The organism is Kyrpidia spormannii (assembly GCF_002804065.1).
In the GTDB taxonomy this organism is placed as follows: domain Bacteria; phylum Bacillota; class Bacilli; order Kyrpidiales; family Kyrpidiaceae; genus Kyrpidia; species Kyrpidia spormannii.
Window position 1 is genome coordinate 2,547,592 of record NZ_CP024955.1, and the last position, 14,876, is coordinate 2,562,467.

The 14,876-nt window shown below is 59.2% G+C and carries 14 protein-coding genes; 3 read left to right on the forward strand and 11 right to left on the reverse strand.

What is annotated here, in order from left to right:
- Window positions 1–30: 30 nt before the first annotated feature.
- Window positions 31–570 carry a nitroreductase family protein gene (locus CVV65_RS12740; protein ID WP_100668445.1) on the reverse strand — a complete coding sequence of 180 codons (540 nt, stop codon included), beginning with the start codon at window positions 568–570 and terminating at the stop codon, window positions 31–33.
- Between the two features lie 160 nt (window positions 571–730).
- Here CVV65_RS12740 and CVV65_RS12745 point away from each other — a divergent pair, with 160 nt between their 5' ends.
- Window positions 731–2,038: an acetamidase/formamidase family protein gene (locus CVV65_RS12745; protein WP_100668446.1), complete on the forward strand. Its 1,308-nt coding sequence runs from the start codon at window positions 731–733 to the stop codon at window positions 2,036–2,038.
- Window positions 2,039–2,103: 65 nt separating this feature from the next.
- On the opposite strand, the gene CVV65_RS12750 is transcribed toward CVV65_RS12745, so the two are convergent.
- The 5 genes from CVV65_RS12750 to ltrA all read right to left on the reverse strand — a co-directional run bounded on the left by CVV65_RS12750 (window position 2,104) and on the right by ltrA (window position 8,146).
- The gene (locus tag CVV65_RS12750; protein ID WP_100668447.1) at window positions 2,104–2,610 is read right to left on the reverse strand and encodes a hemerythrin domain-containing protein; all 507 of its coding nucleotides are present in this window, start codon (window positions 2,608–2,610) and stop codon (window positions 2,104–2,106) included.
- Window positions 2,611–2,697: 87 nt separating this feature from the next.
- Window positions 2,698–3,933, reverse strand: coding sequence for a TIGR04053 family radical SAM/SPASM domain-containing protein (locus tag CVV65_RS12755; RefSeq protein WP_232796612.1), 1,236 nt, complete (start codon window positions 3,931–3,933; stop codon window positions 2,698–2,700).
- Window positions 3,930–5,120, reverse strand: a complete 1,191-nt coding sequence (locus CVV65_RS12760; protein WP_100668448.1) for a radical SAM/SPASM domain-containing protein — start codon at window positions 5,118–5,120, stop codon at window positions 3,930–3,932. The genes CVV65_RS12755 and CVV65_RS12760 overlap by 4 nt, the downstream gene beginning before the upstream one ends.
- Before the next feature lie 176 nt (window positions 5,121–5,296).
- Complete coding sequence (locus CVV65_RS12765; protein ID WP_100668449.1) at window positions 5,297–6,625, reverse strand: hypothetical protein; 1,329 nt, start codon at window positions 6,623–6,625, stop codon at window positions 5,297–5,299.
- 108 nt (window positions 6,626–6,733) lie between these two features.
- A complete protein-coding gene (gene ltrA / locus CVV65_RS12770) occupies window positions 6,734–8,146 on the reverse strand; it encodes a group II intron reverse transcriptase/maturase (RefSeq protein ID WP_198592026.1) in 1,413 nt (470 codons plus the stop codon).
- A 720-nt stretch (window positions 8,147–8,866) separates the two neighbouring features.
- Here ltrA and CVV65_RS12780 point away from each other — a divergent pair.
- On the forward strand, window positions 8,867–9,574 hold the full coding sequence (locus CVV65_RS12780) for a Crp/Fnr family transcriptional regulator (RefSeq protein ID WP_133121299.1): 708 nt from the start codon (window positions 8,867–8,869) through the stop codon (window positions 9,572–9,574).
- Window positions 9,575–9,626: 52 nt separating this feature from the next.
- On the opposite strand, the gene CVV65_RS12785 is transcribed toward CVV65_RS12780, so the two are convergent.
- The 5 genes from CVV65_RS12785 to CVV65_RS12805 all read right to left on the reverse strand — a co-directional run bounded on the left by CVV65_RS12785 (window position 9,627) and on the right by CVV65_RS12805 (window position 14,047).
- Window positions 9,627–10,271, reverse strand: a complete 645-nt coding sequence (locus CVV65_RS12785) for an amino acid ABC transporter permease (RefSeq protein ID WP_157935513.1) — start codon at window positions 10,269–10,271, stop codon at window positions 9,627–9,629.
- A gap of 5 nt (window positions 10,272–10,276) precedes the next feature.
- Window positions 10,277–11,101 carry an amino acid ABC transporter ATP-binding protein gene (locus tag CVV65_RS12790; RefSeq protein WP_100668453.1) on the reverse strand — a complete coding sequence of 275 codons (825 nt, stop codon included), beginning with the start codon at window positions 11,099–11,101 and terminating at the stop codon, window positions 10,277–10,279.
- Window positions 11,079–11,738 carry an amino acid ABC transporter permease gene (locus CVV65_RS12795; protein WP_100668454.1) on the reverse strand — a complete coding sequence of 220 codons (660 nt, stop codon included), beginning with the start codon at window positions 11,736–11,738 and terminating at the stop codon, window positions 11,079–11,081. The genes CVV65_RS12790 and CVV65_RS12795 overlap by 23 nt, the downstream gene beginning before the upstream one ends.
- 63 nt (window positions 11,739–11,801) lie before the next feature.
- Entirely contained in the window at window positions 11,802–12,656 is an 855-nt protein-coding gene (locus CVV65_RS12800) for a substrate-binding periplasmic protein (RefSeq protein ID WP_232796613.1), read from the reverse strand.
- A 221-nt stretch (window positions 12,657–12,877) separates the two neighbouring features.
- Window positions 12,878–14,047 (reverse strand): mechanosensitive ion channel family protein, encoded by a 1,170-nt coding sequence (locus CVV65_RS12805; RefSeq protein ID WP_232796614.1) that lies wholly within the window; start codon window positions 14,045–14,047, stop codon window positions 12,878–12,880.
- A 464-nt stretch (window positions 14,048–14,511) separates the two neighbouring features.
- Between CVV65_RS12805 and CVV65_RS16570 the strand changes: the two genes are divergently transcribed.
- A complete protein-coding gene (locus CVV65_RS16570) occupies window positions 14,512–14,703 on the forward strand; it encodes a hypothetical protein (protein ID WP_331250437.1) in 192 nt (63 codons plus the stop codon).
- Window positions 14,704–14,876: the final 173 nt, after the last annotated feature.

The window sequence follows — 14,876 nt, forward strand, 5'->3', positions numbered from 1 at the left end:
TTACACCCATTGCCCTTTTACCGCAGTTCTCTACTCTTGCCAGGGCTGCCCGAAGCGATCAAGGAAAATCACCTGCTCTTTGGCATGAGGCGGTTTCCCCTCCGGCCATGCCGCCGGCCGGCCCACCCCGAGGATCGCCAAAACCCGCCGATCATCCGGCAGGTGGAGAACTTCCCGGGCATAGCCCTCCCGGCGGGCCGATTCCTCGGCGTCCTGGGCGTGGTACACGGCACCAAAAGCCATCCCCAGCCCCTGCTCCACCGCCACGAGCCACATAAAGGCACAGGCGATGGAGCCATCCTGCACCCAATATTTGCTCACATCCGGCCGTCCGGTCACCACAATTCCCGCCGCAGCGCCGGCCAACCAGGGCATATACGGCGTGGTTTGGGTCAACCGAGTCAAAATTCCGCGATCTTGGATTACAATCAGTTCTCTGGAAATCAGGTGATTCCCCGTGGGAGCCCGATATCCCGCCTCCACCACCGCCCGGAGCACCGCCGGTTCCACCCGCGCATCCAGAAACTGCGTTACTTCGCGGCGCTGCCGAATCGCCTCCAGCACCTCCACATCCGTCGCCTCCTCGGTGCATATCATAAATTCCGGTGAGTTTACTCTACCATATTGCCCTTTGGAGATCGGAATCCAAAGGCCCCTACGTCTTATATTTTTGTGATAAAGTACAAGACAGGAAGTATCATAAATTGGTTCCACGAGAGGGGACACGCCGATGAACGACTCAAAGGGTAGTCCGACCGTGTTCGTGAACACATTTACGAATGGAGTGCTCGACCCAAACCAGCCGATGTTGGGGCCTGTACGGGACGGCGGACACATTGTGGCCAACACAACCCCGGGATGTTGGGGACCCATGATCACGCCGGCCATCCGAGGTGGCCATGAGGTGACCCAGCCAGTTTTTGTTGCTGGAGCCGAGGTCGGAGACGCTATCGCAATCCGTATCCAGTCCATCCGAGTCACCTCCATAGCAACCGCGTCCGGAAACGACCGTACGGTGGAAGGCAGTTTCCTCGGGGACCCGTTCTGCGCAGCCAAATGTCCGGTGTGTGGCACGATGTATCCGGAAACACGCATCGAAGGTATCGGCCCTCATTCGATCCGCTGTACGAACTGTGGGGCTGACGCCTCACCATTTCAATTCACCAACGGATATACGATCGCCTTCGACGAAAACTACGAACTTGGCGTCACCCTACCCCGTGGTGCGGCTGAACGGATCGCAGCAGATGGACGGCAATTCATGGCCACCCCGGAACATTCGATTCAAAATCCTATCGTAACCTTTGCACCCCACGACATTGTTGGGGCGGTGGCCCGAGTCAGACCGTTTCTCGGGCAGTTGGGGACCACGCCGTCCCGGCCGATGCCCGACTCTCACAATGCCGGGGATTTTGGATCATTTTTGCTCGGCGCCCCTCACCAATATGCCCTGACACAAGAAGAACTGGATGAGGCCCGAACCGATGGACACATGGACATCGCCAGGGTTCGGGAAGGTGCCATCCTGGTTTGCCCGGTTAAAGTCCCCGGTGGCGGAGTCTATCTGGGTGATATGCACGCCTTACAAGGCGACGGTGAAATCGCAGGTCATACGTGTGATGTGTCGGGGGTGGTCACCCTACAAGTTCACGTGATCAAAGGCGCAAATCTTGAGGGGCCGATCCTGATCCCTAACGAAGAAGACCTGCCTTATCTCGCCCGACCGTTAACTGAATCGGAAAAGGCGCTGGCGAAAGCCCAGGCGACCAAGTGGGGATTCGACGCGATTGAGGAAACGGCCCCGGTCTCCGTTGTCGGCAGCGGTGCAACGTTGAACGCCGCTACGGACAACGCGCTCGAACGAGCGGCCCGCTTGTTCGGCATGTCTGTTCCCGAGGTCAAGAACCGCGCCACCATCACCGGTTCGATCGAGATCGGCCGGCACCCTGGTGTCGTGACGGCCACATTCTTGGTGCCAGTCGATCGACTGGCCAAAGTAGGCCTCTTGCCGCTAATACAAGAACAATATCGTCTTTAGGTCGAGAGGGTAAGGCAGTCGAGGAGCCTTTACAGTCCCCCGACCGAAGGCGCCCTGGGTTCCCCTCAGGGCGCCTTTTCCATCTTGCGGTTCGCCCGGGCGAGCGCCTCCGCCACCTCCGCCCGCTCCTCCGGCGTCAGGATTCGGCTGATCATCGGGAAAAAATAATGATCCTCCTTCTCAATATGCCGCAGAACCAAATATGCTAGTAAACGCACAGCTTCCCCCCAGGGCCCGGCCACATCCCCGGTCCCCGCCCGGGAGTGCATCCCCGCCAGCACTTCCCGGTGCCGCCTGCGGATTAAATCGTGCTCCTCCCGCAGCCTCACCGCCGGCCCGGCCACCGCCGAGGGAAAATACCGTTCCACCTTGGGCAAAACTAATGTTTCCTCATAGACAAAATGATGATCGATTTCCCGCCCGAGTTCCCCGAGGGCCAAGCGGTACAACTCCGGGGACCGATCCCGGCGCACCACCTCCATCCGCTCAGCCAGTACCCGATGTTCCAATAAAAACGTATGGAACTCCGGGGCGGTCAACTCCATCACCGCCTCCCATTCCTCCCGGTCCATTGCCCTACTCCTTTCCCAACGATAATGCTGCCTTGCCGCCACGACCAACCCCGCGTATCAGAGCCAGCCGCCCTCCACCTTCGGCCGTCATACCCCGCCACCGGCTTCCGCCGCGTCCCTCAGGACAGCGGGCACCCAGGGGCAGCTGGGATCACTCTCCAAATAATCCCCGGTCAACGCGTACGCCCGGGCCCGGGATCCTCCACACACCCGGCGAAACTCACACACCCCGCACTTACCCTCGTAACCGTCGGGGTCCCTTAATGCCCGAAGCACCGATGAATCCCGGTAAATCTCGCGCAGCGAAGTCTGGTGGACATCGCCAACCCGGATCGGCAGAAACCCGCTGGGATACACCTCGCCTATGTGTGACACAAACACAAAACCATTCCCGTCATTGACGCCACGGGGCGCCCTCCCGGATCCGCCGAACACACCCCGCCGCGCCTCGGTTCCACCCGGTTTCCCCCCACCGGTCCCAAACCCGCCTTCCATTCCTCGCATCATCTGGCGCCTTTGCACCAAAACCCGCCGATAGGGCTGGGCCTCGGTGGTCTTGATGTCGAAGGGAGCCCGGTCCGCGAGCTCCGCCAGCCAACGGTAGAGACCTTCCTGGGTGGCGTAATCTACAGCGTCCTCCTTGCGCCCCCGCCCGGTGGGCACGAGGAAAAAGACACTCCACAGAACCGCTCCGCTCTCCGCCACCAGCCCGGCCAGCTTTTCCATCTCCCCGACATTATACCGGGACACCGTGGTGTTGACCTGCCGCTCGATCCCTAGCTCCGCCGCGATTTTTAGAATCCGCATCGTCTGGGCGAAGGAACCGGACGTGCCCCGGAACCGGTCGTGGGTTTCCGCCCGTGCCCCGTCCAGGCTCACGGCCAGCCGCATCACCCCGGCCTCCTTCAACCGCTCCAAAGCCTCCCGGGTCACCCGGGGCGTGGCGCTCGGGGTCACCGACATGCGCAGCCCCCGCTCAGCCCCGTACCGCACAAGGTCGAACACATCCGGCCGCTCAAACGGGTCTCCCCCGGTCAGCACCACCAACGGGACCTTCCACTCGGCCAACTCGTCCAGAAGCCGAAACCCCTCTTCCGTGGTCAACTCCCGGGGGTCCCGACGAAACTGCGCATCCGCCCGGCAATGCAGGCAATGCAGACTGCACGCCCGGGTCACCTCCCAGATCACCAGAAAGGGCGTTGTGGCATAATCCAGCGAAAAGGGCCGCGGGGCGGGACCGGGAATCCTGGATTCCTCGGTCCCAAACCCCACGCCATCCCGCACCTTCCAACTCTCCCCTTCCTCTCCCCGGCTTCCCCTCATGCACTCTCCCCCCGCAGCGCCTGGTCGTGAATCTCTTCATCAGTCAAATAACACGCCGGATCCGAAGCCCAAAAGTCCCCGTAAACCGCCTCGGCCCGGGTGCGAAAATTGCCCCCGCACACGTCGTAAAACACGCAATCTTTACACCGCCCGTGAAGCCGTTCTCCCCGATCCCTGAGTCCCTTGAGCAGATCGTGGCTCTCGTCTGACCAAATTTCTCCGAAGGAACGCTCCCGAACGTTTCCAAACGTATAATGCTGGGTGAACTGATCCGGGTGGACGTTCCCTTGATAATCCACGTGACAGATGGCGATCCCCGATCGGTTGCCCCCGTTCATGCGCAACCTCCGGCGGATGGCCTCAGCCCGGGCCGGATCTTTCTCCCGCATGTGCAAATAGAGATACGCCCCGTCGGCGTGGTTGTCCACGGTGAGGATTTCTTTGTCAATTCCCCTCTGGTGCCAATCCTCCACCTGGTCGATCAATTGCCCGACCACCTTCCGGGTGACCTCCGGCGAAATGTCTTGCTCCGCCGCCCCCCGGCCGCTGTACACCAAGTGGTAAAAGCAAGCCCGGTCAAAAGGCTCATCCTCCAAAAGCTGCAGCACAAAGGGCAGGGTGTGGACATTATCCTTGTGAATCGTAAAACGGATGCCCACCCGAATCCCCGCCTCGGCGCAGTTCCGCACCCCGCGCATGGCCCGGGCAAAAGCCCCGGCCCGGCGCCGAACCCGATCGTGCACATCCGGTGTCCCATCGATGCTGATACCGACATATCCCACTCCAATGCGCTTTAACTCCAGGGCCACTTCCGGAGTGATGAGCGTGCCATTGGTGGACAGGGTCACCCGAATCCCCTTGGAGGTCGCGTATTCCATCAGCTCCAGGGCATCCGGCCGGGAAAGAGGCTCGCCCCCGGAAACTAACAAGACCGGGACCTTGAACGCCGCCAAATCATCGATAAACGCCCGGCCCTCCTCGTGGGTCATCTCTCCTTCAAACCGCCCTGGCCCGGCATTGGCATAGCAGTGCTGGCATTGCAAGTTACACGTCCGGGTGATCTCCCACACCACCACGGGCCCTGCCCCGGGGCGTACCCCGGTGCGCGACCGCCGGGCGCCCTCCACATAGCGCAGTCCATCCCCAAACGCCGGCTCTTCCGTCAACAAACTCGTCAACCCCAGCATCCGTATCCCTCCCGACGCGGTCTGCACCGCGCGTCATGTCCTTCTTTCTCCAGTCTATCGCCCAGGTCTTTTTCATACAGAGGGATCACCGCCGGGATGGCGAGAAAATCTTGAACAGAACCGGACGATTTTATGGCACATAAGCTTCCGTGGGCAGCATCGCCGTGGCCTTGCGATCATCGCCGGTACATCACCCACATCGCCCCGGCGTAGACCAGCCACGCCGATACCCCGGCCCCCGCCCCGATCCAGGCCAACTCCTCCCGGCCACTCCAGGCGCCCACGGCAAGTAAAACGGCACCGCCGGCAAAACCCAACAAGGCCACTCCGGTGGGAACCTGCGGCATCATGTCCCGGACGCCCACCAGGCGCTGCCCGGGTGCCCGGCGAGTTACCGGAGTGAGCCCGTGGCCGTACTTGCTCATCCACCGCAGGAATGGCAGGATTTTGGCCATATATGCAGCAATCACCCACCCGAGAAAGCCGAAAACCACAAGCAGCATCATGCCCATAAACGCCGGCCCCACCGTGCGCCCCGACGCCTCCGCCCCCAAAGCCACAGCCCCCCAGGCTAACGTAACGGGCCAGCCAGCCGCGAGCCCCGCCGCTATCCAAGGGATCACCCATTCGAGATCTCGACGCCGCCTGTACCGAAGGTGCTGAAATAAGTGAAATAGTAACAATCCGTAAGCCACCAGGTACAGGACCCATCCGACCCCGACCAGGAGGCTCCCCGGGCCCCACAGACCTGTGGACACCCCTTGCCCGGGGGCGGGCACAAGAGATACCCCTGCAGCGATCAACACGGCCCCGGCCATCAGCACAAGCTCCGGTCCCCTTCGCTCGAACCCCGGGTGGCGGGAGGAAACGAAAACGCGAATCAGGCGGGGACTCAAAACGAGAATCAGGGTGGTGAACCAGCCGGTCACTCCCGCCACCATGTGGAGGAGAAGGCTCGCCCGACCCAAGAGAGGCACCCCCAGGGCCATTCCGATTCCAAAAAGCAGGGCGGCGAACAAAAAGACAAACACCGGCGCCGACCGGAGTGCCTCTCCGCGCTTTTTCAGCGTCAAGGCCGTGCGGCCCAAGTTCCAAAGCAAAAGCCCGTAGGCTGCAAAAACCAGAATCCCCCCTGTCGCCGCCACCGCCCACCGGCCGGACAAAAAGCCGACGGGAAAAGCGGCGGCCCCGAGCACCATGAGGACATACTGAACATAACCCAGGCGGACGGAGTACAAATGTCCCTGAAACGCCACCGGAGTGATCTGCAGCAGCGCTCCGTGAACGGTGGTCAATGCATACCCCACCACAAAAAGGTGAACGGCGGCCAGAAGGAGCGGATCGGCCCACGCCCCCCGTGCGATGGCCGGCGCCGCCCGGATCAAGCACCACCAAGCCGGCCCGAGAAAGGCAAGCCCCGTGACCATGTACACCCGGGTGATGCGAAACCGCGGGCCCAACCCTCCGGCGGCCCCGCCCCCCGGCATCGGCAGCTTGGATTCCATTTCTCTCGCCTCCCAAAGCCCACCCGACGCTCACGCCCATCGAGTAGGAGGGGGCGGCTAGCCCCCGTCCTCTCACACCACCGGACATGCGGATCCGCATCCGGCGGTTCACCAAGCTTGACGAAGCCTTCGGTAACGTTCGGTTAAACTCATCAGACCTTGAGCCTGCCAGTAGGCGTTGCCCAGGGCTCTGTTCATCGGCCCATGGGCCATTCGCCACGGCCCTTTGCGGGCGTTGGCGAATGGGTGTACCACCCACTCCGGCAACCCCAGTGCGCGCAGTTCACGGTATCGCGTCCGCACCCGTTTCCACTGTTTCCAGAGACACATCCGCAGCCTCCGCCGTATCCATCCATCGATTTCTTCGAAGATGCTCGGCGTTTCCGCCAGGGCAAAATACCCGATCCATCCACCCAGATACGTGTTCAGCCGTCGGATTCGTTCCTCCATGGCGATCGGTGTGTTCCTCGCCGTGAGGGTTCGGATCTTGGTCTTGACCCGGTCGATCGACTGCCTCGCTAGGCGGATTCGGATTTCCCCGGCTTTGGGTTTATACATGCTGAACCCCAGAAACTTGAGTTTCCACGGTCGGTCCACCGTGCTCTTCTGCTCGTTGAGCTTGAGTTTTAACCTCTCCTGCAGGAATTTCCGGACACCGGCCAAGACTCTCTCCCCCGCCCGTCTGCTTCGAACGTAGATGTTGGCATCATCTGCATACCGGACGAACTTGTGGCCCCTCTTTTCCAGTTCTTTATCCAGGTCATCCAGAAGGATATTCGCCAACAGTGGACTCAACGGCCCACCCTGGGGCGTCCCTTCCTCCCTTTCCATGACCACCCCGTTCACCATGATCCCTGCCTGGAGGTACCGGCGAATAACCTTGAGCACTCGTTTGTCCGTGACCTTCCGGGCTACCCGGGCCATAAGGATGTCATGATTCACCCGGTCAAAGAACTTTTCCAGGTCCATGTCCACGCCCCATTCGTATCCTTCTTCCACATACTGCCTCGCTTTCTTGACCGCGTCGTGGGCCCTTCTTCCGGGGCGGAAACCGTAGCTGGCCTCCGAAAATTGCGGATCAAAGATCGGCGTCAGCACTTGCAGGAGGGCCTGTTGGATCAGGCGGTCCATCACGGTGGGGATCCCCAGCATCCGCTTGCCTCCCCCGGGTTTCGGGATTTCGACCCGGCGCACGGGCTGCGGTCGGTAGGTCCCCGCGAGCAGTTCTTCCCGGATGCGCGGCCACTCGGCTCGGATCTGTTCCCGGAGGTTTTCCGTGGGAATGCCGTCCACGCCGGGGGCACCCTTGTTCTGCTCCACCCGCTTCAGGGCGGCCAGCATGTTATCCCTGGCCACCACCTTCTCCATCAGGCTGTCACCTTGATCCCCGCGAGGTGAGGTTCCGCTTTGTGCCGGAGAAGGGCTCGGCTCTCCCACGATCCCCCGTGGCTTCACCACTTCCTCCCGTGGGCAGTCCCTGTTCAGGGTTTTCGGCTGTCTTCGTCCTTCTCGCGAACGCACCGGTCTCACCTCTGACTTGATGTTCGGGCCTTCCTCTCAGGTTCATGATCCCCGGAGTACTATGCCCTCTGCTGACTCCTGCCGGTTCAGCCGAACCTCTCGGTTCGGGTTGCCAGTTTCTCTGGCGTGTCCGGCAGGCCTCCCCGGGTAAGAACGCTGACCTTCCCCCCGCGCCCGCCTCATATACTCCACCGCTCCTTGGCAGCCTTGGATTTCGCTGTGTTGCGCCAGCTCATCCGAACGGCGCAGCCTCGTATGAGGTTCTTGTTCATCGGACCGTGGGTTTGCCTCCGGCTTCCTTCGGATTCCGCCTCGCAGCGGACACCCTTGCCTTTGGCTAGCAGACTCGTGCTGCCTCGCCTGCAGTGGACTTTCACCACCAAGTCAACGCCCATGCCGGGCACACGCAACACATGGAGCGCGGCCGGCGCCGCGCCGCAGGCCGCCACACTCCGTCCGCCGCTCACGGGTTCCGATGAATGTGAAGCGCATACTCGCACCGGTCATCGCCGTTGACGTTACATTTTACTTCCCGGGCGGACACCGTCCGACCCAAGACTTTGTGGATCGCCCCCACCCCTCCCCATTGTCTGCCTCGAAGATAACGGAGGGAGCACCGGCGTTCCGTGACCCGCGTCACAGCTCCAGAGACGATGGGCCTTCCGGCCGTTGTGCCTGCGACTGATTTTCGGTATCGTGAGGGCAAAGGCGGTGATCACCATGAGCATCACTCAGCGAATCCCACTGTTTGCACACCTGCCTGAAAACCAACTTCAGACAGTGGAGAATTTCTGCACACCTTTGAGCATTCCCTCCCGGGGCATGATTTTTCACCAGGGCGACCCATTGGAGCGCGTGTTTTTCTTGTCCCGGGGGCTTGTGAAAATTTATATCTATGACGTGGACGGGCGGGAGCAGATCATGGCGGTCCTCGGGGCCGGCGAAATGTTCCCCCATACGGGTTTTTTTGACGAGACGACCTACCCGGCCCACGCCCAGGCCATTCGGGATACCGATTTGGTGGCCCTGACCCGCCAAAAGTTGGAACGTTTGGTGCTCGATTCCCCCGATGCCGCCATGGCCCTCATCCGGGTTCAGGGCCGCAAGATCCGCGAGCTTCAGGCGAGACTTCAGAATTTGACTCAGCATTCCGTTCTGGAGCGGGTGGCGTGGACTTTATGGCAACAGGTCTTGGAATGGGGGCGGGTCGACCCAGAAGGATATGTGATGTCCTTTCCCCTCACCCACTATGAACTGGCCAAATGGGTGGGCACCACCCGGGAATCGGCAAACCGGGCCATGAGTTTGCTCAGAAAACAGGGGGTGATCCAGGTGCAGGGGGAGCAGCTCCGCATCCTGCAACCAGACGTGTTGGAATCTTTGGCGGGCGGACTCAAAGAGGCGGGCAAAGGACGGCCCGGGAAGTAAACGAATCCGGGCGAAAAAATGGCGGTCCGAGCCCCGAAGAGCTCCGCCGCCGTCACCGGTACTGGGCCACCCGCCGCTCCAGAGCGATCCCCAGCCGGGACAAAGGAAAATTCAAGATAAAGTACGCCGTAACGGCCATCAGATAGAGCAACGTGGCCTGGCTGGTGGCATTCACCCCGAGCTCTGCCCGGCGCATGATATCCATCACGCCGATGGTAAAGGCGAGGGATGAGTTTTTCACTTGCAGGACGAGAAAGCTCACCATCGCCGGCAGGATCGTCGCCAAAGCCTGGGGCAGAATGACCTTTCGCAAGGTTGTCCAGCGGCTGATCCCCAGGGCCGCTGAAGCCTCCCGCTGCTCGTGGGGGATACTGTGAAGCCCCGCCCGAAACAGCTCCACTGCATAAGCACCTCCGTAGGCCGATAACCAAATCGCCGCGGCAGTGAAAGCGTCCAATTGGATCCCGTATTGGGTCAGTCCGAAAAAGACCGCAAACAACTGTAAGATCTGTGGCGTACCACGGATCACTTCCACGTAAGCGCCCACCACCGCCCGCAGGGGCCAAGGACCGTACAGGCGCGCCAGCGCCCCGAAGAGGCCGATGATCAGCGCCAACACCGTCCCTAAGACGGTAAGCGCCACGGTGACGAGCATTCCCTGCCCAATGGGGCCAAGGTATTGAAGAACCACTTCCACCGGCATCACCTCTGGGGACTGAGTTGGTAGGAGTTCACGAGGGCCGGCTCGGCGTCGTCAGCTGGGCTGTGATCCAATACCCGCCGCAGGAAGGTGCGCGTCCGTTCGTGTTCAGGGTTGGATAACAATTTCCGCGCCGGGCCGGACTCAATGATCTGCTGGTCGGCCATCACCACGATGGTGTCCGCTACATCCCGGGCGAAAGCCATTTCATGGGTCACCAACAACATCGTCATACCGTCGGCGGCCAATTGCCGAATGACCGACAGGACATCGCCCACCAACTCCGGATCCAAAGCGGACGTGGGCTCGTCGAAGAGCATCATTTGCGGGTGCATGGCCAGAGCCCGACAAATCGCCACCCGCTGTTGCTGTCCGCCGGACAGGTTGCGCGGATAGGCATTTTCTTTATCGCCGAGACCCACCAAGTCTAAGAGGCGCCGGGCTTCCTGGATGGCTTCCTGCTTGGACACTTTGTTCACGTCCATGGGCGCGAGGATGATATTCTCTAGAACGGTCAGGTGAGGAAACAGATTAAACCGTTGAAACACCATGCCCACTTTCTTCCGGATCTCCGTCAACTCCCGGTGACTGGGGCTCCAACCGCTGTCCGAGCCCTTGAGCATATGGCCGAGCACCCGGATGGTGCCGGATTCAAAGGGCTGTAAATAGTTCACACAACGGAGGAGCGTGCTCTTTCCGGCCCCGCTGGGGCCGATGATCGCCACCACTTCGCCCACCTCGACATCAAGGTCGATATCCTTGAGGATCGTGTGATCCCCAAATCGCTTTGTCAGACCTCGAATCTCAAGCACCCGCTGCCTTGACACGGCGCTCCCACCTCCTTACTGTCAGGGACAATCCATAGCAGACGATAAAATACAGCACCCCAGCGATCAAAAAGACGTTCGTATACTGAAAGGTTTCGCTGCCCGCCTGGTACGCTTGATACATGAGTTCCCCCACCCCGATGGTGATCACCAAGGCCGTGTCTTTCACCAAATCGATCGCCGCACTGGTGCCCGGCGGCAAGATCGCGAGGAGGGACTGGGGGACGATCACCCGCAACAGCGTGGTTCTCCGGCGGAGTCCCAAAGCCTCGGCGGCTTCGCGCTGACCGAAATCCACGCTCATGAGGCCGCTGCGAAAGATCTCGGAATACAGCGCCCCATAAAATCCCCCCAGTACGATCACCGCCGCTTCAACGCCCGGAATGATAATCCCGATCTGTGCCAAGCTGTAATAGACAAAGAACAACTCCACAATCACCGGCGTCGACCGGACGATTTCTACATACACGGCCCCGATCGCCCGGAGGGGAGCGATCTTGCTCATCCTCATGAAGGCCAGGACCCCGCCCACCACCAGCCCGACGACCAGGGAGGCCACCGTTAACTCCAAGGTGACCAGCATGCCGTGCAAAAAAGATTCCCCGTAACGCTGCCAAAGCCCGAAAAGCGATTGCATGACTCCCTCCCGAAAACGCCTTTTCCATCAGGACGGCTTGGGCGGCCTTCGCGGATGGCGCGATCAACTTCCTGACTGATTTCCTAGTCCTGCGAGATACGAAGGATCCGTCAAGCCGTATTTTTCAAGAATTTGTTTCAAGCCTCCATTCGATTGTTCTTGAACCAGAAACTTGTTGAGTTCATCCAAAAATCGCTTCGAATAATCTCCCTTCGCCACGCCATAGTACCCGGCCGGTGCCTGGTTCCCCTTTCCTGTAATCGATTCCGGAACGGGTCCCAGAACCTTAATGTGCAAAGAAGGATTCTTTTTCACCGCCCACTCGGCGTACATCACCGGTTGAAACGTCGCGTCCACCCGCCCGGAAGACAGGGCAAGAAACGCTTCGTTGACACTGTTGTAGGACTGATTCACCGCTCCGGGAATCCTCGGGACGAAGGCCTGTTCAGCCGTGCCGGTGGCGGTGGCGATCTTTTTCCCCTGTAGCCCTTCCACCGTGGCCGCCGGAATTCGCGGAAAGTCGGAATTTACAATAATTCCTTCTACATATTTAATCACAGGATTCGAGAAAGTCAGCACATCTTCGCGCTCCGGCGTTTTAAAGATGTTCGCAGTGATGTCATCTCGCTTCGAGGCCACCGACTGGATGGTGGCAGGAAAAGCCATGGAATGAACCTCCAGTTTTGCCCCCAGTGTCGAAGCGAATTTGCTGAGGATGTCAATATCCACGCCGGACCACTGCTGAGTTGCCGGATCCTGATACTCCAAGGGTGGAAAGCTGGCCACTGCCACGCTCAAAACCTTGGACGACTTCACCTTATCGAGCAGATCCCCTGTCCCCGAGCCCTGCGGCGAACTGGAGGCACCACAGGCAGTCAGCGAGAGGAGAGCCGCTATGCTGAACATGCCCGCAGCCATCCTCCGCAATAACCGTTGACCCATTATCCGTTTCAGACCCCGTGATAACATCTTCACACCCCTTTATGCCTCATGTCGATGCCGCACAGCCTTCAACAAGCCCTTTTCGCCAGGCAACTTCCATATAGTCCATGGCGTGGCGACAACTTCATATTAACATAAAGTTGTTGAATAGACAAGGATAGACATCGTTTCTCCCGCGTAATCGGGAGTCCACTGAACTATCCCCGCAGGGGAGTACGCCTTTCTTCTGTGCTCTCTGCCTCGGAGGGATCTACCGATGTAGAGGAGACATCGGGGGAGGGAGTGGAGGAAGATTCCTCGGGGTCCGGCAGTTTCATCTGGAGTGGCGTCTCAAAATACACCGATTGCGATGGGAAGGCGATCTCCACTCCGTGGCGTTCGAGAATTTCCATGATCTTCAAATTGATTTCCTCTTTTACCTGCAAATACTCGGACCAAACGGTGGTTGTGGTGAAATAGTACACAAAGATATCCAAACTGCTCGCCCCGAACTGGTCAAAGTTCACCAAGATCGTTTCATTGTGGGTTTCGGGATGCTCGTGCAATAAGGCGCGAATCTCCTTCACACATTGTTCCAGTTTCTTTCTGGGGGTTCGATAGGATAGGCCGAGATGAAAGCTCACCTGGCGCTTCCCCATCCGAGCCCAGTTGGTAATGGGCTCACCGGCTAACAAGGAGTTGGGTACAGTGACCAGCGCCTGGGCAAAAGTGCGGACCTTCGTGCTCCGAAAGGTGATGTCCTCCACCGTTCCTTCTACGGAAGGCGTCTTAATCCAATCCCCGATGCTGAAGGGCCGCTCTGTAATGATCACAAACCCGGCAAAAAGGTTGGCCAGGGAGTCTTTGGCTGCCAACGCCAGAGCGAGCCCTCCCAATCCCAGCCCCGCCAGAAAGCTGCTTACCTGAAATCCCCACTCTTGGGCGACCATCATGACCGCCAGGGCCACAATGAAAAAACGAATCACCCGGGTTAAAAAAGGTGCGACAATTCGGTCGAACTGGACGCGAAGGTGTCCGCCCAGATGCAAGAACAACGGTGTCACCTGAAACAATGCGTGGGCCACGACAATGATGATGAACGTATGAAGGGCTTGACCGAGCCAGCGAGGTTGCGGTTCATAAAAAATCAGAACGGCCAGGTAGAGCCCCACCCCCACCAAAAACCATCGGAGAGGCTTTTCCAAAGCCGCAAGCAGACCATCATCATACGTGTTGCTGGTCTTTCGGGCGAATCTCATCAGCGTGCGGACAACGAGTTTGCCGAACACCTTCTGAAAAACTAAAGCTGCACCTACAACGAGTAGGCTGAAAACGGCTCGCCACAGGATAGGGTCCAATTGAAGGATCTGCGCATAGAAGGCTTTCATGTTCATATCCCCCACGACAGTTCGCATCTCGAACCTGTTTTTGCGATTAACTCTATCATCCCATCTACAGACCTGATTGTCCAATAGCCGGGTGCATTCCACCGCCTTTCTCTTACCCATTCAAGCACACGGAAACTTTGGAAAGGATTTGGACAAGCGCGAACCCGCCTTTAAGCCTTTTTTGCGAAGTCTCTTTATCGTGAAATCGAAGAGATTTTCGAGGGATGGATTGTGCGCATGGATCCCACAAGGCGCGGATTTCTAAAGGCTCCTTTGGCCGGTTCCGCGTACATATTAACGGAAATTTTAGGTATTTCAAGGCTTGCTTAAGCCGCTGAAGCGACCCAAGGGGCAGATCTCGGGTTCGTCCCCAATTCACCCCGGGATTCGGGTTTCCTCAATCCGTGGCTTCGGGAGATCCCACAAGTACCGGAGCGATTTTGTGGACCCGGGTGGTCCCCACAGTGGCTCAAGGAGTGAGCGCTACGAATTTTGATCCAAAGATGATTCAGTGGATCAGCCCGAGCCATCTTATATGGAGCGCCTACTCCGCCGGGGACATCCGCTCCCGGTCCGGGGCGAATAAACGGCTTTTGTACCAGTGCGAAGTCCCGGAAGGCAAAGCCTCTATGGAGGTACTCGTTCACGCCCAATGATCTGCCGATCGCGCAGGAGGCCATGAACTCCCGAGTGCTTTGATGCCTGCCCGGCCACCCGAGCCGGGTTTTTTGTCTGGATCGTGCCAATGGATGAAACTCCTCACATACAACTCAGTCACTTCCGTGTTATAATAGGCTCTACAACGTTCACTTATTTTTCACAATTCGCC